This window comes from Nonomuraea sp. NPDC050786 (genome assembly GCF_040654115.1).
GTDB lineage: Bacteria > Actinomycetota > Actinomycetes > Streptosporangiales > Streptosporangiaceae > Nonomuraea.
In genome coordinates this window covers 1-25011 of sequence record NZ_JBFAHJ010000022.1, presented here as the reverse complement: position 1 = coordinate 25011, position 25011 = coordinate 1, and the positions used below count along the sequence as shown (strand labels likewise).

24 protein-coding genes are annotated in these 25011 nt (G+C 72.5%); 8 read left to right on the top strand and 16 right to left on the bottom strand.

The window, feature by feature from the left end:
- Positions 1-40: 40 nt before the first annotated feature.
- The 4 genes from AB0H84_RS33070 to metH all read right to left on the bottom strand — a co-directional run bounded on the left by AB0H84_RS33070 (position 41) and on the right by metH (position 6881).
- Positions 41-1039, bottom strand: a complete 999-nt coding sequence (locus tag AB0H84_RS33070; RefSeq protein WP_357612993.1) for an ABC transporter permease — start codon at positions 1037-1039, stop codon at positions 41-43.
- Positions 1040-1305: 266 nt separating this feature from the next.
- Positions 1306-1776 (bottom strand): cellulose synthase, encoded by a 471-nt coding sequence (locus AB0H84_RS33065; protein WP_357612991.1) that lies wholly within the window; start codon positions 1774-1776, stop codon positions 1306-1308.
- 837 nt (positions 1777-2613) lie between these two features.
- Complete coding sequence (locus AB0H84_RS33060; RefSeq protein ID WP_357612989.1) at positions 2614-3258, bottom strand: HAD family phosphatase; 645 nt, start codon at positions 3256-3258, stop codon at positions 2614-2616.
- Positions 3259-3416: 158 nt separating this feature from the next.
- The gene (gene metH, locus AB0H84_RS33055) at positions 3417-6881 is read right to left on the bottom strand and encodes a methionine synthase (protein ID WP_357612986.1); all 3465 of its coding nucleotides are present in this window, start codon (positions 6879-6881) and stop codon (positions 3417-3419) included.
- A 143-nt stretch (positions 6882-7024) separates the two neighbouring features.
- On the opposite strand from metH, the gene AB0H84_RS33050 reads away from it, so the two are divergent.
- From AB0H84_RS33050 to AB0H84_RS33035, 4 genes are all read left to right on the top strand, one after another.
- Entirely contained in the window at positions 7025-7483 is a 459-nt protein-coding gene (locus tag AB0H84_RS33050; protein WP_357612983.1) for a universal stress protein, read from the top strand.
- Positions 7484-7756: 273 nt separating this feature from the next.
- Complete coding sequence (locus AB0H84_RS33045; protein ID WP_357612980.1) at positions 7757-8611, top strand: PAC2 family protein; 855 nt, start codon at positions 7757-7759, stop codon at positions 8609-8611.
- A 225-nt stretch (positions 8612-8836) separates the two neighbouring features.
- Positions 8837-9328: a hypothetical protein gene (locus AB0H84_RS33040; RefSeq protein ID WP_357612977.1), complete on the top strand. Its 492-nt coding sequence runs from the start codon at positions 8837-8839 to the stop codon at positions 9326-9328.
- A 76-nt stretch (positions 9329-9404) separates the two neighbouring features.
- Positions 9405-10367 (top strand): NAD(P)-dependent oxidoreductase, encoded by a 963-nt coding sequence (locus AB0H84_RS33035; protein WP_357612974.1) that lies wholly within the window; start codon positions 9405-9407, stop codon positions 10365-10367.
- Here AB0H84_RS33035 and AB0H84_RS33030 read toward each other — a convergent pair.
- The 10 genes from AB0H84_RS33030 to AB0H84_RS32985 are packed head-to-tail and all read right to left on the bottom strand — an operon-like array spanning position 10331 to position 20788.
- A complete protein-coding gene (locus tag AB0H84_RS33030; protein ID WP_357612971.1) occupies positions 10331-10903 on the bottom strand; it encodes an isochorismatase family cysteine hydrolase in 573 nt (190 codons plus the stop codon). The genes AB0H84_RS33035 and AB0H84_RS33030 overlap by 37 nt on opposite strands.
- Before the next feature lie 2 nt (positions 10904-10905).
- Positions 10906-11868 carry a UDP-glucuronic acid decarboxylase family protein gene (locus AB0H84_RS33025; protein WP_357612968.1) on the bottom strand — a complete coding sequence of 321 codons (963 nt, stop codon included), beginning with the start codon at positions 11866-11868 and terminating at the stop codon, positions 10906-10908.
- On the bottom strand, positions 11865-12737 hold the full coding sequence (locus AB0H84_RS33020) for a glycosyltransferase family 9 protein (RefSeq protein ID WP_357612965.1): 873 nt from the start codon (positions 12735-12737) through the stop codon (positions 11865-11867). Before AB0H84_RS33020 ends, AB0H84_RS33025 begins: the two co-directional genes overlap by 4 nt.
- Complete coding sequence (locus tag AB0H84_RS33015) at positions 12728-13402, bottom strand: SDR family oxidoreductase (RefSeq protein ID WP_357612962.1); 675 nt, start codon at positions 13400-13402, stop codon at positions 12728-12730. The genes AB0H84_RS33020 and AB0H84_RS33015 overlap by 10 nt, the downstream gene beginning before the upstream one ends.
- The gene (locus AB0H84_RS33010) at positions 13399-14748 is read right to left on the bottom strand and encodes a PfkB family carbohydrate kinase (protein ID WP_357612959.1); all 1350 of its coding nucleotides are present in this window, start codon (positions 14746-14748) and stop codon (positions 13399-13401) included. The genes AB0H84_RS33015 and AB0H84_RS33010 overlap by 4 nt, the downstream gene beginning before the upstream one ends.
- Entirely contained in the window at positions 14745-15293 is a 549-nt protein-coding gene (locus tag AB0H84_RS33005; RefSeq protein ID WP_357612956.1) for an SIS domain-containing protein, read from the bottom strand. Before AB0H84_RS33005 ends, AB0H84_RS33010 begins: the two co-directional genes overlap by 4 nt.
- A gap of 2 nt (positions 15294-15295) precedes the next feature.
- The gene (locus AB0H84_RS33000; RefSeq protein ID WP_357612953.1) at positions 15296-16483 is read right to left on the bottom strand and encodes a glycosyltransferase; all 1188 of its coding nucleotides are present in this window, start codon (positions 16481-16483) and stop codon (positions 15296-15298) included.
- The gene (locus AB0H84_RS32995; protein ID WP_357612949.1) at positions 16480-17664 is read right to left on the bottom strand and encodes a glycosyltransferase family 9 protein; all 1185 of its coding nucleotides are present in this window, start codon (positions 17662-17664) and stop codon (positions 16480-16482) included. Before AB0H84_RS32995 ends, AB0H84_RS33000 begins: the two co-directional genes overlap by 4 nt.
- Positions 17661-19160 (bottom strand): glycosyltransferase, encoded by a 1500-nt coding sequence (locus AB0H84_RS32990; protein ID WP_357612946.1) that lies wholly within the window; start codon positions 19158-19160, stop codon positions 17661-17663. Before AB0H84_RS32990 ends, AB0H84_RS32995 begins: the two co-directional genes overlap by 4 nt.
- Positions 19157-20788, bottom strand: coding sequence for a carbamoyltransferase C-terminal domain-containing protein (locus tag AB0H84_RS32985; protein ID WP_357612943.1), 1632 nt, complete (start codon positions 20786-20788; stop codon positions 19157-19159). The genes AB0H84_RS32990 and AB0H84_RS32985 overlap by 4 nt, the downstream gene beginning before the upstream one ends.
- A gap of 171 nt (positions 20789-20959) precedes the next feature.
- Here AB0H84_RS32985 and AB0H84_RS32980 point away from each other — a divergent pair, with 171 nt between their 5' ends.
- Genes AB0H84_RS32980 through AB0H84_RS32970 form a run of 3 tightly spaced genes read left to right on the top strand, consistent with a single transcriptional unit; the run spans position 20960 to position 22746 of the window.
- The gene (locus tag AB0H84_RS32980) at positions 20960-21550 is read left to right on the top strand and encodes an HAD-IIIA family hydrolase (protein ID WP_357612940.1); all 591 of its coding nucleotides are present in this window, start codon (positions 20960-20962) and stop codon (positions 21548-21550) included.
- Positions 21547-22467, top strand: coding sequence for a glycosyltransferase family 4 protein (locus AB0H84_RS32975; protein WP_357612937.1), 921 nt, complete (start codon positions 21547-21549; stop codon positions 22465-22467). The genes AB0H84_RS32980 and AB0H84_RS32975 overlap by 4 nt, the downstream gene beginning before the upstream one ends.
- Before the next feature lie 30 nt (positions 22468-22497).
- Positions 22498-22746, top strand: coding sequence for a WhiB family transcriptional regulator (locus AB0H84_RS32970; RefSeq protein ID WP_357612934.1), 249 nt, complete (start codon positions 22498-22500; stop codon positions 22744-22746).
- 16 nt (positions 22747-22762) lie between these two features.
- On the opposite strand, the gene def is transcribed toward AB0H84_RS32970, so the two are convergent.
- A complete protein-coding gene (gene def, locus AB0H84_RS32965; protein WP_357612931.1) occupies positions 22763-23245 on the bottom strand; it encodes a peptide deformylase in 483 nt (160 codons plus the stop codon).
- A gap of 229 nt (positions 23246-23474) precedes the next feature.
- Here def and AB0H84_RS32960 point away from each other — a divergent pair, with 229 nt between their 5' ends.
- Positions 23475-24641 carry a uroporphyrinogen-III synthase gene (locus AB0H84_RS32960; protein WP_357612928.1) on the top strand — a complete coding sequence of 389 codons (1167 nt, stop codon included), beginning with the start codon at positions 23475-23477 and terminating at the stop codon, positions 24639-24641.
- A gap of 33 nt (positions 24642-24674) precedes the next feature.
- On the opposite strand, the gene AB0H84_RS32955 is transcribed toward AB0H84_RS32960, so the two are convergent.
- A partial coding sequence (locus tag AB0H84_RS32955; protein ID WP_357612925.1) for a transposase occupies positions 24675-25011 on the bottom strand: 337 nt, incomplete at its 5' end.

Here is a 25011-nt window from a genome sequence, read left to right as displayed (position 1 = left end):
TGTATCTAGGAGTTGAGAACTTGCTGAAAACTCACGAGGTCTATCGGGCCTTGGGATCGAAGGCGTCCCTGAGGCCGTCACCGAGCAGGTTGAACGCCAGCACGGTGATGAAGATCGCGAGACCGGGGAAGATCATGAAGTTGGGCGCCACCTGATAGTTGTGGACGGCGTCCGACAGCATGCCTCCCCACGTGGGAGTCGGCGGCCGTACGCCCACGCCGAGGAAGGACAGCGCGGCCTCGAACAGGATGTTCGAGGGGATCAGCAGCGTCGAGTAGACGAGGATCGGCGCCAGGAGGTTCGGCAGGATCTCCTTGAACAGGATGGTGTGGTTGCGCGCGCCCAGGCTCCTGGACGCGTCGACGAACTCCCGTTCCCGGAGAGACAGCGTCTGACCTCGGATAATACGCCCTATATAGGGCCAGTTGAAAAACCCGATGATGAACACCAGCAGGCTGATCCTGAGCGTGTCACCCGACAGGCCGAACGCCGTGTCGGGGATGACGCCGGCCAGCGCCAGCGCGAACACCAGCAGCGGGAAGGCCAGGAAGATGTCCATGAGGCGGCTGATGACGGTGTCGACCCAGCCGCCGAAGAAGCCGGCGATCATGCCCATCACGGTGCCGAGCACGACGCAGAGCAGGGTCGCGAAGAACGCGATCAGCAGCGAGATGCGGGCCCCGTACAGGACGCGGCTGAACAGGTCGCGACCCGAGTCCGGCTCCACGCCGAACAGAAAGTCCTTGCTGATGCCCCCGAAGGTGCCCAGCGGCGCTCCGATGGAGGGGTCGAGCTTCTCCCGGTGCCACTCCGCCGGCGGGTGCCCGAACCATGACACCAGCAGCGGGGCGAAGATCGCGACGAGGATGAGCAGCAGGATGACGATGCCGCCGAACATCGCGACGCGGTCGCGCCTGAGGCGCATCCAGGCGATCTGCCCGAGGGAACGGCCCCGGATGACTGAAGACCCCGCCCCCTCAAGAACGGTCTCCGGCCCGGCTTCGACTTCCGAGCCCGGAATATCGAGCGGTGCGGTCATGCCAGTAAGCCCCCTGGATTCCAGACGACGGCGTCCGTGTCGGCGCGGTCCCGGTCAGGGTAGTGCGCCCATGCTTGCATGGACCGCGTGTCGCGGCCCCAGGAGGCAGAATCTATGGCCTGAGCTGCTGTGACTAGTCCCTCTGTGCCCTATGTGGCTCAACTGTGATTGACCAGAAACTCATTCGTATCGATCTTGAGGAGAATGTCTACGAGTCGTCCCGGTTGCGTCTCGGAACTGTGACAGAGCTGGGTTTTGCCGTGCTTTCAGCTGATGCCGCGACGCTTGAGCAGCTCCTCGATGTCGGAGAAGTCGTCGTCGCCCTTCGGTTTCTGCGGCGCGGCGACGGCGGGCCGCTGCGGCTTGGTGGGCGTCTTGTTCGCTGAAGGCGGAATTTCCGGAGCCTCGCCGGCGGTCTTCTTCCGTACAGTCGAGAGCTTCCTGCCCCGGATGACGCCCGACACGACGAACAGCACCGCGGACAGCCCGGCCACGGCGATGCCCGCCCAGACCAGCGGGTTGAGCACGAGCCCGGTGACGAAGCCGACGGCGGTCGCGCCGATGTTCCACAGCGCCTGCAGCGCCCCCGTCAGGTAGGCGGCGACCGGCAGCAACGCCCACGCCGCCACCCGCATGCCCGCCGCCGCTCCCCTGCGCCTGAAGGCCAGGAAGCTGAGCACCAGGCCCACTGCGGTCACGCCCGCGCACAGCGGCAACCAAGCGATCTGTTCGTACATCACGCCGCCCCTCGTATCGACTACGTCTCCATCCTGGCACGCGAAACGCGACCCGCCCCTCCTCCGCGAGGACCACTTGCCCCCTAGGGGTCGTGATCGCCACCAGGCCTTGAGTCGCGGCCTCGCCGGGCCGTGGGAGGGCGCGTGAACAGCCGCCGGGGGCTGCGCCGGAGGGCCACGGACAACCGCCGGGGCCGCGCGGGGGGCCGCCGTCCCGCGCTGCGGGCTCGGGGCCGCAGACAACCGCCGGAGGCTGCGCTGGAGGCCGCCGCCCCGCGCTGCCGCCCGAGGCAGCGCTGGAGGCCGCCGCCCGCCGGTGCCTTTGGGGCAGCCGGTGCTATTGGGGCCGCGGTGCATTTGGGGCAGCCGGTGCGCTCGGGGCCGCTGCCCGGTGCTGCGCTCAGAGCGCCGTCCGTGCGCAGTCGTGCCACCTTCACCCCGCCCCTTCCGGTGTCGACGGACGGCGTCGCGCTCCGGCTCGTACGTGGAGGGGCACGGCGGCGGACGCGGATGTGGAAGGCTGCGGCGGCAGACGCGGTGCGGCGCTATGCAGGGCGGCGAAGTTGCGCGCGATGCGGAGGCGGCGCGACAGGCGGACGGGCGGCGCAGCAGGCGTGCCGGTGCAGGGCCCTTCGGCGGCCCACCCTCGGCTTGGGCGGCGCACGCAGCCCTGCGACCGGCGCGCACGGGGTGCCGGCCAACGGACGGACGGCACGACCGGCGAGCGCGCGGCGCGACCCACGAGCGGGCAGCGCGACCGACAAGCGGGCAGCACGACCCACGCGGGCAGCGCCACCCACGTGGGGCCGGGCGTGAGTGGGGCGGGCGGGGCGGGGTTCAGACCGTGATGAGGGCGCGCAGGTCGGCGACGCCGAGGAGCTCCAGTGACGGGACCACCAGCCGGCCGGGCGCCGGGTCGATGGCCAGCAGGCTCGGGACCGCCACCACCGCGCAGCCCGCCGCCGTGGCGGCCGCGACGCCGTTGGGCGAGTCCTCCAGGACCACGCAGCGCACCGGCTGCACTCCCAGCAGCCGCGCCGCCGTCAGGTACGGCTCCGGGTCCGGCTTGGTGCGCACGACATCGTCGGCCGTGACCACCACGTCGAACCGGTCGCGTCCCACCGCCTTCAGCACCGCGTCCGCGATCTCCTTCAGCGACGAGGTGACCAGACCCACCGGCACGTCCTCGGCCCGCAGCGCGTCGAGCAGTTCGGAGGCCCCGGGCATGACGTGGACGCCCGCCGACAGGCGCCGCACCATCCCGCCGGTCATCCACTCCCGTACGGTCTCGGCGGGCACGTCGGACCCCGACACGGCCAGCATGTAGTCGACCGTGCGCTCCATCGACCCGCCCAGCAGGTGGGCCTGATGGGCGGGCGTCCACGGGGCGCCGAGGCGGGCCATCACGTCCGTCTCGATCTCCAGCCAGACCCGCTCGCTGTCGACCAGCAGCCCGTCCATGTCGAAGAAGACCGCTTCCACAACCGCCCCCGATCAGTAGTGCTTCCCGGCCCGCCGGTGAACGGCGGGCCGCCCTCGGCGCCGGGCACCTTCCCGCAGGTGACACCGTCTCGGCACCGGTCATCCGCCATTCTCCCCGCCCGCCGGTCAACGGCGGGCGAGCGGCGCGGGCAGGTGGGTCAGACGTTGAAGTATTTCGCCTCGGGATGGTGGGCGACCAGCGCGGAGGTGGCCTGCTCGGGGTGGAGCTGGAACTCCTCCGACAGCGTCACCCCGATGCGCTCGGGGTCGAGCAGCTCGAACAGCTGCTTCTGGTCCTCCAGGTTGGGGCAGGCGGGGTAGCCGAACGAGTAGCGGCAGCCCTGGATGTTGACCTTGAGCATGTCGTCGAGCGACTCCTCGCCGCCGATCCCCCACTCCGAGCGCACCCTGGCGTGCCAGTATTCGGCCAGCGCCTCGGTGAGCTGCACCGACAGGCCGTGCAGCTCAAGGTAGTCGCGGTAGGCGTCCTTGGCGAACAGCTCGGCCGTGGCCTCGGAGATCTTCGAGCCCATGGTGGCCACCTGGAAGCCGACCACGTCGACCTCGCCGGAGTCCTTGGCCCGGAAGAAGTCGGACAGGCACAGGTGGCGGTCGCGGCGCTGGCGCGGGAACGTGAAGCGGGTGCGCTCGCCGCCGTTCTCGTCGAGGATGATCAGCGAGTCGCCCTCGGAGACGCACGGGAAGTAGCCGTAGACGACGGCCGCCTCCAGCAGGCCCTCGGTCTGGATGCGGTCGAGCCACATGCGCAGCCGCGGCCGCCCCTCGGTCTCGACCAGCTCGTCGTAGTCGGGGCCGCTGCCGCCCCTGGTGGGCTTGAGGCCCCACTGGCCGAGGAACAGGGCCCGCTCGTCGAGGAAGGCGGCGTACTCGGTCAGCGAGATGCCCTTGACGATGCGGTCGCCGTGGAAGGGCGCGGTGGGGACGGGGTTGTCGGCGGCCACGTCGGAGCGGGCGGGCAGCTCCTCGACGGGGGTGCGCTGCAGCACCGCGCCGGTCTTGACCCGCCGCTCGCGCAGCGGCGGCAGTGTCGCGCCCGCGACGCCGCGCTTGACGGCCATGAACGAGTCCATCAGCCGCAGCCCCTCGAACGCGTCGCGCGCGTAGCGCACCTCGCCCTCGAACAGCTCGGCCAGGTCCTGCTCGACGTAGGCGCGGGTCAGGGCGGCGCCGCCGAGCAGCACGGGGTACTTCTCCGACAGGCCCCTGGAGTTCATCTCCTCCAGGTTCTCCTTCATGATGACCGTCGACTTCACCAGCAGCCCCGACATGCCGATGACGTCGGCCTTCTGCTCGTCGGCGGCCTCGAGGATGGCCGAGACCGGCTGCTTGATGCCGAGGTTGACCACCTGGTAGCCGTTGTTGGACAGGATGATGTCGACGAGGTTCTTGCCGATGTCGTGCACGTCGCCCTTGACGGTGGCCAGCACGATCCGGCCCTTCGTCTCGCCTTCGACGCGGTCCATGTGGGGCTCGAGGTAGGCGACGGCGGCCTTCATCACCTCGGCCGACTGCAGCACGAACGGCAGCTGCATCTGACCCGACCCGAACAGCTCGCCCACGGTCTTCATGCCGTCGAGCAGCACGTCGTTGATGATCTCCAGGGCCGGCCGCTGGTCCAGCGCGGTGTCGAGGTCGGCCTCGAGTCCCTTGCGCTCGCCGTCGATGATGCGCCGCTTGAGCCGCTCCCACAGCGGCAGCGCGGCCAGCTCCTCGGCCTTGCCCGCGCGCATGGCGGCCGCGTCGACGCCCTCGAACAGATCCATGAAGCGCTGCAGCGGGTCGTAGCCCTCGCGGCGCCGGTCGTAGACCATGTCGAGCGCGACCTGGCGCTGCTCGTCGGGGATGCGCGCCATCGGCAGGATCTTGGAGGCGTGCACGATGGCGGAGTCGAGCCCGGCGTTGACGCACTCGTTGAGGAAGACCGAGTTGAGGACCATGCGGGCGGCCGGGTTGAGGCCGAAGCTGATGTTGGACAGGCCCAGCGTGGTCTGCACGCCCGGGTAGCGCCGCTTGAGCTCGCGGATGGCCTCGATGGTCTCCAGGCCGTCGCGCCTGGTCTCCTCCTGGCCCGTGGCGATGGGGAAGGTCAGGCAGTCGACGATGATGTCCTCGACGCGCATGCCCCAGTTGGTGGTCAGGTCCTCGATCAGGCGGGTGGCCACGCGTACCTTCCACTCGGCGGTGCGGGCCTGGCCCTCCTCGTCGATGGTCAGCGCGACGACGGCCGAGCCGTGCTCGCGCACGAGGCGCATGATCCTCTGGAAGCGGGAGTCGGGGCCGTCGCCGTCCTCGTAGTTGACGGAGTTGACGGCGGCGCGGCCGCCGAGCATCTCGAGGCCGGCCTGCAGCACGGCGGGCTCGGTCGAGTCGAGCATGATCGGCAGCGTGGACGCGGTGGCGAACCGGAACGCCAGCTCCTTCATGTCGGCCACGCCGTCGCGGCCGACGTAGTCGACGCACAGGTCGAGCATGTGGGCGCCGTCGCGGGCCTGGTCGCGGGCCATCTCCACGCAGTCGTCCCAGTGGCCCGCCAGCATGGCCTCGCGGAAGGCCTTGGAGCCGTTGGTGTTGCAGCGCTCGCCGATGGCCAGATAGGAGGTGTCCTGCCGGAACGGCACCGTCTGGTAGAGCGAGGACGCGCCCGGCTCGGGGTGCGGGCGGCGCGGCGCGACCTGCTTGCCGCGCACGCGCTCGACCACCTGGCGCAGGTGCTCGGGCGTGGTGCCGCAGCACCCGCCGACCAGCGACAGGCCGTAGTCGCGGGTGAACGTGTCGTGGGCGGCGGCCAGCTCCTGCGCCGACAGCGGGTAGTAGGCGCCGTCGGCCGTCAGCACCGGCAGCCCGGCGTTGGGCATGCAGGAGAGCTTGAGCCGGGAGTGGCGGGCGAGGTAGCGCAGGTGCTCGCTCATCTCGGCGGGGCCGGTCGCGCAGTTGAGGCCCACGATGTCGACGCCGAGCGGCTCGATCGCGGTCAGCGCGGCGCCGATCTCGGAGCCGAGCAGCATGGCGCCGTTGGTCTCGATGGTCACCTGGGCGATGATCGGGATGTCGCGGCCGGAGTCCTCGATGGCCCGCCGGGCGCCGACGACGGCGGCCTTGACCTGGAGCAGGTCCTGGCAGGTCTCGATGATCAGCGCGTCGGCGCCGCCCGCGATCAGGCCCGCCGCGTTGTCGCGGTAGGCGTCGCGCAGGCTCGCGTACGGCAGGTGGCCGAGCGTGGGCAGCTTGGTGCCGGGGCCCATGGAGCCGAGCACGAAGCGCGGCTGGTCGGGCGTGGACCAGTGGTCGGCGGCCTCGCGGGCGATCCTGGCCCCCGCCTCGGAGTATTCGTAGACGCGGTCGGAGATGTCGTACTCGCCGAGCGCGGCGAGGTTGGCGCCGAAGGTGTTGGTCTCGACGCAGTCGACGCCGACGGCGAAGTAGGCGTCGTGGACGCCGCGCACGATGTCGGGCCTGGTGACGTTGAGCACCTCGTTGCAGCCCTCGTGACCGTGGAAGTCGTCGAGCGTGGGGTCCTGGGCCTGGAGCATCGTGCCCATCGCCCCGTCGGCCACGATGACGCGCTGGGACAACACTTCGCGGAAGGACGAGGAGATGCTCATGGGGTAGAGCTTATCGGGTGCGCCTCGAGCGCCACTCGCAAGCGGCTCGCACACGCGTTCACGCGCCGGGGGCCCGCGGTGCGTGGGACCCCGCGCGCTATCGTACTGAGCAGCAATTGACATCGCGTCCAATTGGAGGCTCCATGGCCTACCGCACCGTCGTCGTGGGCACCGACGGCTCGGCCTCCTCCTTCCGCGCCGTCTCCGCGGCGGCGTCCCTGGCCGCGGCGACCGGCGCCACCCTCGTGCTGGCCTGCGCGTACCTGCCCATGCGGGAGAGCGAGCGGGCCGCGGCGGCCGACCGGCTGGGCGAGCTCGCGTACAAGGTGAGCGGCTCCACCCCCGCGGACGACGCCCTGCGGGCGGCGCGCGGGCACGCCGTGTCGGCGGGCGCCGCCGACGTCGTGCTGGCGGCCGAGCAGGGGGACGCCGTGGACGTGCTCGTCGCGCTGGCCGCCAGGCACCGCGCGGACCTGCTCGTGGTGGGCAACCGCGGGCTCAACAGCCTGGCGGGGCGGCTGCTGGGGTCCGTGCCGTCCGCCGTCTCCCACCGCGCCTCGTGCGACGTGCTGATCGTCCACACTACGGACGGCGGCCGCTGACGCGCGCCCGTGTGTGTGAGGCCCGCGACGTCGATCCAGCTACCGCGCCCGCGCGGGTGAGGCCCGCGACGTCGATCCGCGGCTGTCACGGGCCGGCGCGCGGGTGAGGCCCGCGCGGGATCGGGTGTACCGCGGCCCTCGGCGGGGGACGAAAGGCGGCGCGGTACGCGGGCGCGCCCGGCATGGCGAGGCCCGGGTTCGCGGAGAGATCGGTGACGCTGACTCCTCCTGACCGCATAGGCTTAGCGAGACGATGGAGAGAGGAGGCGACACGTGATAGAGCTCGAAGGGCTCCCCGAGCTCGTGGACCCCGTGCTCATAGCCGCGTTCGAGGGGTGGAACGACGCGGGTGAGGCTTCCAGCGGTGTGATCGCCCATCTCGAGTCGGCGTGGAAGGCCGAGCCGCTGGTCGCGCTCGACCCCGACGACTACTACGACTTCCAGGTGACCCGGCCCGTCGTGGAGATGAACGACGGGCTGACGCGCTCCATCGTCTGGCCGACGACGCGGCTGCTGCGCGCCCGCCCGCCGGGCCTGGAGCGCGACGTCGTGCTGCTGCGCGGCATCGAGCCCAACATGCGCTGGCGCTCGTTCTGCGCCGACATCATCGAGGTCTGCCGCGAGCTCGGCGTCGAGCTGGCCGTGATGCTGGGCGCGCTGCTCAACGACTCGCCGCACACCCGGCCCGTGCCGATCCTCGGGAGCGCGACGGACGCGGGGCTCGCGCGCTCGACCAACCTCGAGCTGAGCCGCTACGAGGGCCCGACGGGCATCGTCGGGGTGCTGCAGCACGCGTTCGGCGAGGCGGGCCTCGACGCCGTCTCGCTGTGGGCGTCGGTGCCGCACTACGTCGCCCAGCCGCCCAACCCGAAGGCGACGCTGGCGCTGCTGCGCCGCCTGGAGGACCTGCTGGAGATCCCGATGCCCCTGGGCGACCTCGACGAGGAGGCCCGCGCATGGGAGCGCGGCGTCGACGAGCTGGCCTCCCAGGACAGCGAGGTCGCCGAGTACGTCAAGGAGCTGGAGGAGCGCAAGGACGCCGCCGAGCTGCCCGAGGCGAGCGGCGACGCGATCGCGGCCGAGTTCGAGCGTTACCTCAGGCGCAGAGATCGGGACACTGACAGCTAACGCTCAGCGACAAAATCCGCCATTTTTTCGGGATTTCGAGTAATAATCAGGGCCAACACCATGTGCAGCACCTTGGGACTGCCTGATTCAATCGACAAGTCCTGAAAAACTCGGCTTCGCGCCGTGATGCCTACTCAACTGACCGCGCACGTTAGGCACGCCATGGCGACTTCCCCTGTAGACCCGCACCACAGAAGTCAGGACACCAGGCGCCGCGTCCTCGAGATGGCCGTCTCCCTCCGGGAGGACCGCCCCGGCGGTTCCGTGGACCACTTCCTCGCTCTGCTGCAGGACCGGCTCCCGTTCTGGCTGAGCATTCTCCACGATCTTTCCCACCGCGTCGGGAAAGGGTGCGTAGCGGATAATCTCCTCCCCGTTGCGCGAGCAGGTATCGAGTACTACATCGACGTGCAGAGCGCGGCGCTGCCCGCTTTCACCTCGCCCAACGTGACGGTCCGCTTCCGCGAGGCCGTCCGGGACACGGGTCTCGGGCCGCGTACCGAAACGGCGCCGCTGGCGGCGTACCTGGCGGCCGAGCAGGAGCTGGGCCGGGTGGGCCCGGACGTGGACCCCGAGGCGAGCGCGCGGCTGCTGATCGCGGGCTGCTTCCACCGGGCCTACATCGAGATGTTCATCGGCGGCGACGCGGGCCCGTCCCTGGACGCCAGCGCCGTGGAGATCGTGCGGGAGCTGCGACTGGAGCCCGTCCCCGCCTGACGCCGGCGGTCCTTGACGACGCCACCTCTAGGGCTACACTGATCGTCAGTACAACTGATGATTTGTGGAGCTGACCATGATTCTGATCACCGGCGGGCTGGGCTTCATCGGCACGCACACCACCCGGGCCCTGCTCGACCTCGGCGAGTCCTGCCTGCTCGTCCAGCGCAGGCCCGCCGTGGTGCCTGAGAGGTTCGCGGGCGAGCCCGTCGTCGTCGAGCAGGCCGATCTCACCGACGAGTCGGCGCTGCTGGAGCTCGGCAAGCGCCACGAGATCACCGGCATCGTGCACCTCGCCGGCTCCATGCCGTGGCCGCCCGGCGCGTACGAGCCGCTGGAAGGCGCGGACAGGGCCCTGCGTAGCCTCCTGAACGTGTTCCGGGCCGCGGGCGAGTGGCAGGTGGCGCGGGTCGGCGTGGCCAGCACGATCGGCGTGTACGGCGGCGTCACCGGCCGGCTCGCCGGCGAGGGCGCGCTCAAGGAGGACGTGCCGCTGCCGATGACGGCCGCCCACCCGATCCCGGCGTTCAAGAAGATCGGCGAGCTGCTCGGCGACCACCTCGCCGGGACCATGGGCCTCGACGTGGTCAACTACCGCATCGGCGCCGTCTGGGGGCCGCTCGGCCACCCCGTGTCGCCGTTCTTCCCCGCGCCCCAGCTCGTGCACGCCGCCGCCCGCGGCGCCGAGCCCGATCTGTCCACGCTGCGCGCCGGAGCGCACCTGGGCGACGGCATCGACCTGTGCTACGCCGAGGACTGCGGCCGCGCGATCGCGCTGCTCCAGCTCGCCGGCCGGCTGGGGCACCGCACGTACAACGTGGGCTCCGGGCGGCTGACGACCAACGGGGAGGTCGTCGCGGCGATCAGGAAGCTGGTCCCCGACGCCCGCGCCGACCTCCCCGAGGGCCGCGACCCCGCGCCCGCGTTCTGGCTCGACACCACCCGGCTGCGCGAGGACACCGGGTTCGAGCCCGCGTACGACACCGAGCGGGCCGCCGCCGCCTACCTCGCGTGGCTGCGCGCGGGTAACGAGCGCTGAGCGAGGCACTCGCCGGACGGGACGATCGCGGCCGACATGTTGCGCTCCATCATGCGCAGCGCCGCCCGCCCCAGGTCCTCGTGGATCGCCGCCACGCAGTCGGGCGGCACCGTGATCGAGAACTCCCGGATGTAGGCGTCCAGCGCGCTGTACAGGATGCACTGCTCGGTCACCTGGCCGGTCAGCAGCACCGTCCGCACGTCCCGCTGCCGCAGCACGTACTCCAGCGACGTCCCGTAGAAGGCGCTGTGGCGCACCTTGGGCAGGAACGCGCAGTCGGCGGGCGGCGCGACCGGCTCGACGAGATCGGGGCGGGCGCCTTTGAGCGCCCGCGCCACGATGTCGTCCCTGGTCGCGGCGAAGTCCCCGTAGTTGTCGTTGACGTAGATCAGGTCCACGTCGTCCCGGTCGCGCGCCCGGCCGATCAGCTCGGCCAGCCGGGGCACGACGGGCTCGACGCCCCGCTGCAGTTGCTCGGCGTCCTGGTGCTGGTAGGGGGTGAGCATGTCGACGACGACCAGTGCGGTCCGCGGCATGCTCAGACCTGGACCTGCTCGCGCCGCTCGGCGGCGGCCAGCTCGGCCGAGAACCACTCGATGGTACGGCGCAACCCTTCGGCGGCGGGCACCTGCGCCCGCCAGCCGAGCCGCTCGGCGGCCAGCGTGGTGTCGGGGCGGCGGACCTTCGGGTCGTCGGCGGGCCGGTCGATGAACTCGATCTCCGACGACGAGCCGGCCAGGTCGCGGATCATCGTGGCCAGCTCCAGCATGGTCAGCTCGTCCGGGTTGCCGATGTTGACGGGCCCGGCGAAGTCGCTGCGGGCCATGGCGAGGATCCCGGACACGGTGTCGTCCACGTAGCAGATGGAGCGCGTCTGCGAGCCGTCGCCGGTGATCGTGATGGGCTCGCCCTTCAACGACTGCCGGATGAACGTCGGGATGGCCCGGCCGTCGAAGGGGCGCATGCGCGGCCCGTACGTGTTGAAGATGCGCACGATCCCGGTGTCGGTGCCGCGCGAGTGCCGGTAGGCGGTGGTCAGGGACTCGGCGAAGCGCTTGGCCTCGTCGTAGACGCTGCGCGGGCCGACCGGGTTGACGTTGCCCCAGTACGTCTCGCGCTGCGGATGCTCGAGCGGGTCGCCGTACACCTCGCTGGTGGAGGCGAGGACGAACCTGGCGCCCTTCTCCCTGGCCAGGCCCAGCGCGTGCAGCGTGCCGACGCTGCCGACCCGCAGGGTCTCGATCGGGTAGCGCAGGTAGTCGGCCGGCGAGGCGGCCGAGGCGAAGTGCAGGACGAGATCCAGCCGGTCGGGCACGTGCACGTACCCGGTCAGATCGCACTCGATGATCCGGAACTCGGGCCGGTCGATCAGGTGCTCGACGTTGCGCGGGCCGCCGGTGAGGAAGCTGTCCATGCAGATCACCTCCGCACCCTCCGCCAGCAGCCGCTCGCACAGATAGGAGCCGAGGAACCCGGCGCCCCCGGTGACCAGAGCCCTCATGATGTGACCTCCAAGACAGCGTCGACGACTTCGGAAACCTCGATCTTCAGCAGTCCGGGGTCGGGCCGCAGCCCGTGCGGATCCCCGTTCCTGCCCGCCCACAACGCCACGTGGCGCCAGCCGGGCGGCGGCCCCCACAACGCGGGTGACACCGGCCCGAACAGCACCACCGACGGCACGCAGAACGCCGTCGCCAGGTGCGCGACGCCGGTGTCCCCGCAGATCACCAGCCGCGCCTTGCTCACCAGGTCGATCAGGTCGGCGAGGCCGGTCCGCCCCGCCAGCATCCGCTCGGCGGGCAGGCCCGCCAGCCGGGCGACCTCAGCGGCGATCGGCACCTCCTCGGCGTTGCCGGTGACGACCACGTCGTCGAGCGCCGCCGCCACTTCGGCGAACCGCTCGGGCGGCCAGCGCCGCGCGGGATAGGCGGCCCCCGGATGGACGATCGCGGGCCCCGTACGGTCGGAGATGCCGAGCGTCAGGTCCGCGGGGTCGGTCGGGATGCCGTGCCATTCCAGCAGCCCGCACCAGCGCCGGACCTCGTGCACGCCCTCCGGGTACGGCGGGCCGGTGCCGAAGCTGATCAGCCGGCCCGGGTCGGTGCGGCGCAGCGCCTCGATGCTCTGCGGCCCCTTGCCGTGCAGGTTCACCGCGATGTCGGGCCGCTCGAACGGGACGGGTCCGGGACCCGACACGTCGATCTGGTCGTCCACCGCACCGGTCAGCGGCAGCAGGGGCTCCAGCGCCCGCGGCGCGGCCAGCGTGATCCGGTGCCCGGGGAAGGCCTGGCGCAGCGCCCGCAGTGCGGGCACGGCCGTGAGCAGGTCGCCCAGGCCGAGCCCGCGCAGGACGACGAGTTCTAGGGCCATGACGTCTCCGTGGACGGGCAGACGACGAGCTCTCTCACCTCGCATCCGACCGGCTGCCGCAGTGCGAAGACGACGCTCTGGGCGACGTCGGCAGGGTCGTTCAGCCCGGCTTCGGGGCCCGGCTTGTACTGGTCGGGCCGGCCGTCGAAGAAGGCCGTGCGCATGCCGCCCGGGACGAGCAGTGTCACGCCGACCTCGCCGCGCAGCTCGACGGCGAGGGCTCTGGTGAGGCCGACGACGCCGAACTTCGACGCCGAGTACGCCGAGGCGTCGCTGAGCGGCCGCAGCCCGAGCGTGGACGCGCAGGTGACGATCTTGCCGCGGGTGTGCTTCAGGTACGGCAGCGCCGCACGCACGATCGAGGCGGTGCCGAGCAGGTTCACCCGGATGACCCGCTCCCAGTCGTCGGCCGGGACGTCCTCCAGCCGCCCACAGGCGTCGATGCCCGCGGCGGTGACCACGCCGTCCAGTCCGCCGGCCCGTTCGGCCAGCTCGCGTACCGCCCGCTCGGCCTCCCCCCGGTCGGCGAGGTCGGCCGTGACGTGCTCGAAGGGCCGGCCGGGCGGCTGCTTGTCGACGACCAGCGCCCGCCAGCCCTCCTTCTCCACGGCTTCGGCGGTGGCCAGGCCCAGCCCGGAGGCTCCCCCGGTGATCAAAATATTCACTGGATCTCCCTGATCAGATTCGTTGTCGAACGTCCCGGCAGCGTGCTCAGCACGACGGTCTCCGCGCCGATCGCGGCCAGGACCTCGGATTCGGGCAGCTCCTCCCCCTCGTAGTCGCCGCCCTTCACCCACACGTCGGGGCGCAGCAGCTCGATGGTGCGGGCCGGGGTGTCCTCGTCGAACACCAGCACCGCGTCCACGCAGCCCAGCGCCCGCAGCACCTCGACCCGGTCGCGCACGTCCACGATGGGCCTGGACGGGCCCTTCAGCCTGCGTACCGAGGCGTCGGAGTTGACGCAGACGACGAGCGCGTCGCCCAGCGCCCTGGCCCGCCGCAGCAGGCTCACATGCCCGGCGTGCAGCAGGTCGAAGCAGCCGCCGGTGGCGATCAGGCGACCGCCGTAGGCGCGGGTGAGCCTGGCGACCTCGAGGGCCGTGCGCGGCCGGTCGCCGAGCCGCTGTTCGTGGACCTTCACGCCGGCCGACCCGCCGCGCTCCACGAAGCGGGAGGCCTCGCCGACGCCGATGATGACCGCCTCCTGGATGCCGGAGCCGTCGCGCAGCGCGTTCGCGGCGGCGGAGGCGAGCCGGTCGCCCGCGCCGCAGGCGTCGCGGTTGCCGGCCAGGACCGGCGGCGGGATCTGGGTGAGCGGGCCGCCCTGGATGGCGAGCGCGGCCCCGTGCTCGCCGGTCGTGACGGCCACCGCGCCGGCCCGCAGCTCCCGCACCAGGCGGCGGGCCGCCTGGTCGGGGCCGTGGTAGCCGGACCGGCAGAGCGTCCTCGCCTCCGCCTCGCTCGGTGTCAGCAGCGCGCAGCCGGGCATCGGCTGGGCGCCTTTGGGGTGCGGGTCCCACACCACCGGCACGTCGGCGTCGCGCAGCAGCTCGCGGGCCATCCTGGCCACGCCCCTGCCGTAGTCGGAGACCAGCACCGCGCCGGCCTGCTCGACGGCCCGCGCGGCCTCCTCCGAAGGGGCGTACCTGGCGGTGCCGTCCCCGGAGTCCAGCCGGACGAGGGTCTGGCCGCGCGCCCTGACCCGGGTCTTGCGTACGGTGCCGCCGCGCAGCGGCAGGCGTACCAGATCGAGCTCCTCCGACAGCAGGCCGCACAGGCGGCGGCCGTCGGGGTCGTCGCCGATCGCCGTGATCAGCACGACGTCGGCGCCGTCGCGGGCGGCCAGCAGCGCCGCCAGCCCCGCCCCGCCGGGCCGGGCCTGCTCGGCGGAGACGTCCACCACGGGGACGGGGGCGTCGGGGCAGAGCCGGTCGGTGTCGCCCTCGACGTCCACGTCCAGCAGCGTGTCCCCGATGACGACGAGCGGGCCCGTGGTGCGGGGCGCCGTCATAGTGCCTCCTCGACCGCGTCGCACAGCAGGTGGATGAGGGCGAGGTGGACCTCCTGGACCGTGGCCGTCTCCTCCCCCGGTACGGCGACCGCCTCGTCGCAGAGCTCGGCCAGCGGGTTCGGGGCGGGCCCTGTCATGGCCCAGGCGAGGAGGCCGGCCTCGTGCGCGGCTCCGGCCGCGGCCAGCACGTTCGGGCTGGTGCCGCTGGTGGACAGGCAGAGCAGCACGTCGCCCGGCCTGCCGTGGGCGCGCACCTGGCGGGCGTAGACCGCCTCGGCGCCGAAGTCGTTGGCGATCGCCGTCAGCGACGAGCCGTCGGCGTGCAGCGGGATCGCCGCGTACGGCTGCCTGTCGTCCCTGAACCGGCCGACCAGCTCGGCCGTCAGGTGCTGTGCCTCCGCGGCCGAGCCGCCGTTGCCGCAGGCCAGCAGCCTGCCCCCGGCGGACAGGACGCCGGCCAGCTTCCCGCCCCAGGCCCGGACGGTGACCGCCTGGTCATCGACCTTCTCCAGGGTCGTCCAGAGCTTTTCCAGATGTGCGTCCACGATCAACCCCCCAGAGCGGCCAGGCGGCATACCTTGCCGTCGATGACTTGCGTGTACACGGCCTCGGTCAGCTCGGCCACGCGCGGCCAGCCGTATCTGTGATGCGCCCTGCGCGCCCCCGCCGCGCCGAGCGCCGCCCGTTTGTCCGGATTGCCGAGGAGGTCGCGCAGCGCCCTGGCCAGAGCCCTCGGGCGGCGCGGCGGCACCAGCACGCCGCAGCCGGCGACGGTGTCCAGGTGCCCGCCGACCGCCGAGGCCACGACCGGCACGCCGCACGCCATCGCCTCGACCGGCACCATGCCGAACGGCTCGTACCACGGCACCGTCACCACGACGTCGGCCGAGCGCATCAGCGCCGGCACCTGCTCGCGCGGCACGCTGCCGATCACGTGCACCCGTTCGTCGAGCCCGTACCCCTGGGCCAGCTCGCGCAGCCTGACCGCCTCGTCGTCGTCCTCGCTGCCGCCCGCGATCACCAGCTCCGCGCCGGAGACCTGGCGCAGCGCCCTGATCACGGTGTCCACGCCCTTGCGCGGCACCATCCGGCCGATGCAGAGGATCATCTTGTCCGCGGTGCGCGGCGCCACCGGCCCCTCGGGGCAGAACGCCCCCAGGTCCACCCCGCACGGCACCACCGTGATGCGCTGCTCGGGGATGCCCATCGCGCGCAGCTCGTTCACCTCGTCGCGGCAGGTGGCCAGCACGGCGTCGGCGCGCTTGCCGATCTCGCACTCGGTGGGGATGCGGTGCGCGGGGCTGGTGTCGGCGTCGCCCTGCCAGCGCCGCTTGACCGTGCCCAGCGCGTGGAACGTCTGCACCACCGGCACGCCGTCGGCCGCCTGCAGCGCGGCCTGGCCGCTCATCCAGAAGTGCGCGTGCACGACGTCCGGCGGGTTCGCGGCCCAGCGGTCGGCCAGGCGCTCGGTGAACTCCGCCATGTACGGGGGCAGCTCGTCCTTGGGAAGGGGGGACGGGGGGCCGGCCGGGATGTACTCGACCGTGACGCCCGGCGCCATGGTCACCGACTCGGGTTGCCGCTCGGATGAGCGCCGGGTGTGCACGACGATCGTGTGCCCGCGGTCGGCCAGCGCGAGCGCCAGGGCGGCGACGTGGACGTTCTGGCCGCCCGCGTCTACACCGCCGATCGCCGCCAGCGGATCCGCGTGCTCGGAGATGAGATCGACTTTCACGGAGTCAGCTCCCTCACTGCCTTGACCACCTGCTCACTTGTCACCTGGGACAGGCACGGGTGTCCGGGTACCGGGCAGACGCGCGCCCTGCTTGCGCGGCAGGGCGCTTCCTGGTCGCCGAGCAGCACCGTGGGCACCCCGTACGGGGCCCACCGCGCCGCGGGGACGACGGGGGCGAACAGGCTCACGACCGGGGTGCCGACCGCCGCGGCCAGGTGCGCGGGGCCGGTGTTGCCCGCCACGAGCACGCCGGCGCGCTCGATCACGGCGGCCAGTTGGGCGAAAGTGGTCACGCCGCCGAGGTCGGCCGCGAGGTCGCCGGCCACGTAGGCGGTGAGATCACGTTCTGTGCCGGTCACGACGACCTGGTGCCCGTCTTCGACGAGCTCCCGCACGGTCTGCCGGTGCCGGTCGGCCGGCCAGGTTCGTGCGGGGGCCGATGTCCCGGGGTGCACCACGACATACGTGCCTTTGCCGGCATCGGCGCCGACGTCAAGCAGGTGCCCTATTTCTTTACCTATATCCGGCAATGGCCGCTGAACTGCGAGTTTGCCGTCATCGCCCTCCGGCAGTTCGAAGCCCGCCGCCCTGGCGACCGCCAGCATCCGCTCCGCCTCCGGCACGTCGACGCTCTCGTCCACGACGTGCCGGACGTCCAGGAGCGAGCCGGGATAGTCGTTGCTGATGGCGCTGATCCTGCGGACGCCCGCCAGCCTGAGCAGGAGCGCCAGCGGGAGCGCCGACTGGTGGAACGAGGTGAGGATCACCGCCTCGTCGACGTCGGCGAGCTTGGCCACCAGCTCGGCGACCTGGCCTTTGCTGACGGACTGCGGGGTGTGGTCGATCCACGGGGCCCGCCATTCGATGACCTGATCCACGCCGGGCAGGAGCTCGGCGGCCTGCCTGCCGTTCGGGCCGGCCAGGAAGACGAGCTCGCGGGCCAGCGTGCGCACGGCCCTGACCGCCGGGCCGCTCAGCAGCACGTCGCCCGCGTCGTCCAGCCGCGCCACCAGCACCCGGCCCCGGTCCTGCGCGTCCCGGCGCCGCTCGGGCCGGGCCGCCGCCGCGGTGGCGGGCTCGTGCGCGGCTTCGGCGGTGGTCACGCGCGTGGCCGCCTCCGCCGCCTCCGCCGTCTTGCACCGCCTCGGACCGCAGAGCGTTCCAGGCATGCGAGCGCTCATCGACGCGCCCTCCATTCCCCTCGCAGCCGGTGCACGCAGGCGACCGGCGGGATCACGACGCTGGTGACGACCATCCGCCACATTTCCTCGGGGGTACGGGGGCCCGGCGCGATGCGCCGCCACGCGAACTCGGCGGTCATCGCGGCCCACGCGGCCCCGGCCAGCGCGGCCAGCGCCGCCGCCTGCCGGGACCCCGAGCCTCGTCCGCCGTCGCCGGACCGCTGGATCAGCGGGCCGACCAGTCGAGGGGCCGGCCGGCTGCCCTGCCGGCCGAGCATCCGCCCACCGGCTCGCCCCGACCACGCATCGGCTCGTGCCAGGGCGCGGCGGGCGGCGCGCCCGTCGAGCGAGGCAGACAGCCCTCCCCCGCGCCACGCGCGCAACCGCTCGAGAGGCGCTGGGCCGCGCCATGCGCGCAGCCGCCCCAGAGGCCCTGCCATGCGCGATGCGCGCAGCTGCCCAAGAGGCTTCGCCATGCGCGATGCGCCAAGTTGCCTGAGAGGGCCAGGCCCGCCCCCTGCGCGCAGCCGCCCCAGAGGCCCTCCCCCGCGCCATACGCGCAGCCGCCTCAGAGAGCCAGCCCCGCGCGATGCGCGCAGCCGCCGTGCCAAAGGCCCGGCCTGGCGCCATATGCGGAGCCGCCTGAGAGGCAGCGCCCCGCGCGCCGCGCGTAGCCACCCGGGAGGCCGTCCGCCGGACCGGCCGGTCAGCCGTCCGCCGAAGAGCCCGCCGGAGGGATCGCCCCGGCGGCGGGCGCGGGCGGCGGCGGTCGCGGCCAGGGTCAGGGCGGTGAGGGCGGCGGCCGTGGTGGCGGCGTGCACCCTCAGGCGGCCCCGGCCCCCGCCGATGGCCTCGCGCCAGCCGGGTCCGTGCAGGCGGCGCATGAGGGCGTCGTCCGCGTTGCCCCGCTGGAAGCGCACGCTCGCCCAGAACCCGTCGTCGCGCACCGGATGCGTCGTCACCCGGTCGCCCTTGACGAGCCGGTGCCCCGCCCGCGACACCCGCAGCGCCAGGTCGGCGTCCTCCCGGTACGCCCGGGGGAAGCGATCGTCGAACCCCCCGACCGACTCCAGCACCGACCGCCGGTAGGCCATGTCCGCGGTCACCCAGAGCGCGTCGGCGAGACCGGCGGTGTGCCGCTCCGCGTCGGTGGGCCGCCGGTTCTCAGGCAGCGGCACCTCGATGCGCCCCTGGCTGCCGGCCACGTCGTCGGGCAGGTCGGCCAGGTCCTTCATGACCGCCTCGGCCCAGCCGGGCGACGGGACCACGTCGTCGTCCAGGAACACCACCCAGGGCGTGGTCGCGGCCCGCCATCCGGCGTTGCGCGCCGCCGCGGGCCCGCGCCCGCCGGAGCGGACGATCCGGACCGGACCGGGTACGGAGAGCTCGGCCCCGGGGGTGTCGTCCACCACGATCACCGGCACGCCGGAGCCGACGCCCGCCAGCGTGTCGCGCAGCGTGGGCCGCCCGACGGTGGGGATCACCACGGTGATCACGATGCGAACACCTCCCCGCGCCGCACCAGGTACGGCCCCAGGGCGAGCACGTCCACCGGCGAGGATCCGAAGCACTCCAGCGCGTCACGGGGATCGTCGACCATGGGCCGCCCGGCGGTGTTGAGGCTCGTGTTGACCACCACGGGCAGCCCCGTACGCGCCTCGAACTCGCTCAGCACCCGCGCCATCAGCGGATGGGCGCCGGGCGAGACGGTCTGGACGCGCGCGGTCCCGTCCACGTGCACCACCGCGGGGATGCGCGGCGCCCAGTCCGGGTGCACGTCGTGGACGAACAGCATGTACGGCGAGGGCACCGGCCCCCGCCCGAAGATCTCGCGGGCCCGCGACTCCAGCACCATCGGCGCGATGGGCCTGAACTGCTCGCGCCCCTTGACGTCGTTGAGCCGCTCGGTGTTGCGCGCGTGCCCGGGATGGGCCAGCAGGGACCGGTGCCCGAGCGCCCGCGGCCCGTACTCCGACCGCCCCTGGAACCAGGCCACGATCTTGTCGGCGGCCAGTTCGGCGGCCACCGCGGCGGCCAGGTCGGCCGGCCGGGTGTGCGGCACGCGGGCCACGTCCAGCCAGGCGCCCAGCTCCTCGTCGGTGAAGCCGCGCCCGAGCGCCGCGCCGGGCATGGGCCCGGCCGGCTCGCCGTGGACCTGGGCGAGGTGGAGCGCCCCGCCCAGCGCGGTGCCGGAGTCGCCCGCCGCCGGCTGCACCCACCCCTCGTCGAACGGCCCCTCGTCCAGCAGGCGCGTGTTGGCCACGCAGTTCAGCGCCACGCCGCCGGCCAGGGCGAGCCGTCGCTCGCCGGTGCGCTCGTGCAGCCAGCGCACCAGCTCCAGCAGCACCTCCTCCAGCCGGGCCTGCACGCTGGCGGCCAGGTCGGCGTGGTCGGAGGTCCAGGGGGCGCCCTTGCGCAGGGCCTTGGCGTAGACGTTCCAGTCGACCGGCTCGACGCGGAACCCGCCGTCGCCGGTCGTGTAGATCACCTCGCGCAGCGCCTCCAGGTGCCGCGGCCGGCCGTACGAGGCCAGCGCCATGACCTTGTACTCGTCGCTGGAGCGCAGGAAGCCCAGATGCTGGGTGACGTCCTCGTACATCAGGCCGAGCGAGTGCGGCAGCTCCTGGGCGGCCAGCACCTCCAGGTCTCCGTCCCGATAGCGGCCCGCCAGGTGCGAGACGTTCTCGCCCCGGCCGTCGCAGACCAGCACCGCGCAGTCGCGCCAGGGCGAGGCCAGCCCCGCCGAGGCGGCGTGCGCCACGTGGTGCGGCACGTAGGTGACCTGGCCGGGGTCGAGTCCGGGCAGCGCCGTGGCGAGGAACGCCGGAGCGCGTACGGCGTACCTGGTGCGCAGGTCCTCCCAGTCGCCCTCGGGCCGCTGCACGACCAGCGACGGGTCGTAGGAGTAGGCGACGGCGTCGATGTCCTCCGGGGAGAGCCCCGCCTCGCGCAGGCACCAGGCGGCGGCCTGCTCGGGCAGTTCCCATGCGGAGAAGGCCAGCGGGCGCTTGCCGTGCTTGCGGCGGCTGAAGCGCTCCTCCTCCGCCGCGGCCACGATCTTCCCGTCGACCACCAGGGCGGCGGCCGGGTCGTGGAAGATCGCGTTGATGCCGAGAAACCTCATCTGTCCTCCCCAGAAGATGTCGAGAACCGCTACCGAGAGAAGCGACTCCCAAACCTGGCCCAGCCCGAGGAGGTGGGGAAACAGGCGTAGCCGCCTGGGATTCGTCACTCTAAGTAGTTGTTTGCAGGGTCAGGCCCCGGGTAGCTGGCGGACACGCGACGGAGGTGAAAGGTGTTCGAAAAGCGACGTCCCGGCGCCGTGCTCTTCGACAGGGACGGGACCTTGATCAGGGACGTGCCGTACAACGGCGACCCGGCCCTCGTCGAGCCCATGCCGGGTGCGATGGACGCGGTGGCCCGGCTCAGACGGGCCGACGTGCCGGTGGCCGTGGTCACCAATCAGTCGGGCGTGGCCAAGGGCCTGCTGTCCGCGGACGAGATGGACCAGGTGAACGCCAGGGTGGAGGAGCTGCTCGGCCCGTTCGACGCGTGGGCGATCTGCGTGCACGACGACGCCGACGGCTGCACCTGTCGCAAACCCGCGCCGGGGCTCGTGATCAGGGCCGCGGCCATTCTGGACGTCAGCCCCCGCGACTGCGTGGTCGTGGGCGACATCGGCAGGGACATGGACGCGGCCAGGGCCGCCGGAGCCAGGGGCATCCTGGTGCCGACCCAGCAGACGCGGCTGGAGGAGGTAGAGCAGGCCGCCGAGGTCGCGGACGACCTGACCGACGTCGTGGACCGCGTGCTGAGCGACATGGACGGCCCGGTGCCGGCCGCCTCGGCGCCGTGGGCGCGGGCGCTGGGCTGGAGCCGCTGGTGAGGATCCTCATCTGGCATGTGCACGGCTCGTGGATCAGCGCCTTCATCAGGGGCGATCACGAATACGTCCTGCCGCTCGTCCCCGGCCGTGGTCCCGACGGCCGGGGACGGGCCCAGACGTTCGACTGGCCGGAGAGCGCTCGCGAGGTGCCCTTCGACCGGCTCCGCCACGAGCCCGTCGACGTGGTCGTCTACCAGCGCCCGCACGAGATCGAACTGGCCCGCGAGTGGCTCGGCCGCAACGTGCCCGGCGTGTACGTGGAGCACAACACCCCGGCGGGCGACGTGCCGCGCACCCGGCACCCGCTGGCCGACCAGAGCGACATCACGCTGGTGCACGTCACCCACTTCAACGAGCTGTACTGGGACAACGGCCGCGCCCGCACCCGCGTCATCGAGCACGGCGTCCCCGACCCCGGCCACCTGTACACGGGCGAGCTGCCCAGGGCGGGCGTGGTGGTCAACGAGCCAGTACGCCGCACCAGGGTCGCCGGGACCGACCTGCTGCCGCGCTTCGCCGAGCGGGTGCCGCTCGACGTGTTCGGGATGAAGGTGGACGGGCTGCCGTACGGCACCTATGAGGACCTGCCGCAGCACGTCATGCACGCCGAGCTGGCCCGGCGCCGGGTCTACCTGCACCCCTACCGGTGGACGTCGCTCGGGCTCGCCCTCATCGAGGCCATGACCCTCGGCCTGCCCGTCGTCGCGCTGGCCGCCACCGAGGCGATCGAGGCCGTGCCGCAGGAGGCCGGCGTGCTCTCCACGAAGGTGAACGTGCTGGCCGACGCGCTGCACGCGTTCGTGGCGGACCCGGAGGGCGCCGCGCAGGCGGGCAAGGCCGCGCGGGCGGCGGCGCTGGCCCGCTACGGGCTCGGCCGGTTCCTGGCGGACTGGGATCGGCTGCTCGCCGAGGTATGAGAGCTGGTCGAGTGGGTAGGCGCGAACGTCATGATGATGTTCAACTGGTCAAGAAGGGCCGCCTGCCTCGACTTGGACCCCGAACTGTTCTTCCCGATCTCCGCCGAAGGGCCGAGCCAGTCTCAGGTTGAGCAGGCCAAGCATGTGTGCGCCGGCTGCCCCGTACGTGAGCCGTGCCTGGAGTACGCGCTGGACACCAGGCAGGCCTACGGCGTGTGGGGCGGCACCGATCCCGTGCAGCGAAGGGAGCTGAGCCTGACCCTGGCCCATCAGAAATAGGCTCATCACAGGTGACTCAGGTCGGCAGGGCCTCCGCGAGAAAGCGTTCGCGCTCGGCCGCTTCGAGGTGATCGCTGAACAGCACGCCGTCGAGATGGTCGGTTTCGTGCTGCAGCACCCGGGCCAGCACCCCCAACGCGCGCACCGTCACGGGCTTGCCGAACATGTCGCGGCCACGCGCCGTGACCATGTAGGAACGTTCCAGTGGCCACCACACCCCCGGCGCCGACAGACACGCCTCGTCGGCGGTCACCCGGCGCTCCGACAGCTCCAGGCGTGGATTGACCAGATGGCCGGACTTGCCGTCGTACGAGTAGACCACCACCCGTACCGGCTCCCCGATCTGCGGCGCCGCCAGGCCCGCCCGGCCCGCGCCCGCGCGCATCGTGGCGGTCAGCGCCTTCACCAGTTGCCGCAGCTCACGGTCGAAGTCTTGGACCGGCGCCGCGACCGAGCGGAGCACCGGATCATCGAACGTGCGAATAGGCCGGACCGTCACCCGTAACTCCCCGATAGGCGGCGTCGTCACGCTGAACGTTTCCCGCGACCGCGCCTCGCCAATCCCCAAAGCTCTGCCATGTAGCACAGCGGTAACAGAAGAGACCCGTGGGCGAAACCACCCCAAAGCAGTATCGGAGGGTGATCTCACTTGTGTCACACGTGCCTGTGATGCCTGGCCGGGTGCTCGGGGCCCGGCCAGGCATCACCGACTACCTGGAGGTGCCGGCATGAGCGCGCTTGCCCTTGACGGCGGGTCTTCCCCGGAGACGGCGCCCGACGCCCTGGCGGGCTTCACGGTCGGGGTGACCGCGACGAGGCGGCGGGAGGAGTTCGGCGCACTGCTCGAGCGGCGCGGCGCGCGCGTGGTCAGCGCGCCCGCGATCCGGCTGGTCCCGCTGGCGGAGGACGCCGACCTGCTCGCCGCGACCAGGGAGAGCCTGGCGGGCCCGCTCGACGACGTGGTGGTCACCACCGGGGTCGGGTTCCGCGGCTGGATGGCCGCCGCGGAGGGCTGGGGCCTCTCGGCCGACCTGGGCGAGCACCTGTCCAGAGCACGCCTGCTGACGCGCGGCCCCAAGGCGAGGGGCGCGGTGCGCGCCGCCGGGCTGAACGACCACTGGACGCCCGCCACGGAGTCGTGCGAGGAGGTCAAGGAGTACCTCCTCGCCCAGGACCTGCACGGGCGGCGCATCGCGGTGCAGCAGCACGGCGAGCCGCTCAGCGATTTCGTGGCCGACCTGCGCCAGGCGGGGGCCGAGGTGATCGAGATCCCGGTCTACCGGTGGCTGCCGTACCGCGACATCTCGCCGCTGCGCCGGCTGATCAGCCAGACCGTCTCCGGCTCGGTGGACGCGGTCGCCTTCACCAGCGCGCCCGCCGTCCACGCCATGCTGGGGGCGGCCCGCGCCGATGGGCTGGAGGAGGCGCTGCTGGCGGCGTTCGGGGGGCGGGTCGTGGCCGCCTGCGTGGGACCCGTCACGGCCGAGCCGCTGACCTCGCGCGGCGTGGAGACCCTGCAGCCGGAGCGCTCGCGCCTCGGCGCGCTGGCCCGCGCGCTGGCCCGGCACCTGCCCGAGCACGGCGTCACCCGCCTGGTGGCGGGCGATCACCGGCTGGAGATCCGCGGGCACGCCGTGGTGGTGGACGGGGAGCTGCGGCCGCTGCCCCCGGCGCCGATGGCGGTGCTCAAGCGCCTGGCGGACAAGCCGGGTCACGTGGTGACCCGCGCCGACCTGCGTACCGTGCTGCCGGGCAGCATCGCGCGCGAATCGGCCGAGCACGCGGTGGAGATGGCGATCACGCGGCTGCGCCGGGCGCTCGGACCGAGCGGGATCGTGGAGACGGTGGTCAAGCGCGGCTACCGCCTGGCCTGCCTGTACGAGGCGGGCCATTGACTGCTCCCCCCTGAAGGCGCGGGGATTCCTGGCTCACGCTGCCTGACGGTCCTGCGGACTGTCGGGTCTTACGCGATCGGCACCAGCCGGGTTCAGACCAGCCCGGACCAGCATCACCTGGGCGGAGTTCTTGTCCCGGGGCCGGGATGTTCCGCACGCGGTGCAGGTGTAGGTACGTTCGGAAAGAGGTAATGCGTGCTTGGTTCTCGCTCCGCACGGTGCGCATTCGGTGGTGGTGTGCGCCGGGTGCACCAGCCGCACGTCCCGGCCGTGCCTGCGGCCCATCTCGATCAGGGCGCGCTGGGTGGCGCCGATGGCCGCGTCGGCGGCCTTGCGCGCCATGCTCGACTTGGCCAGGAACGTGGGTTTG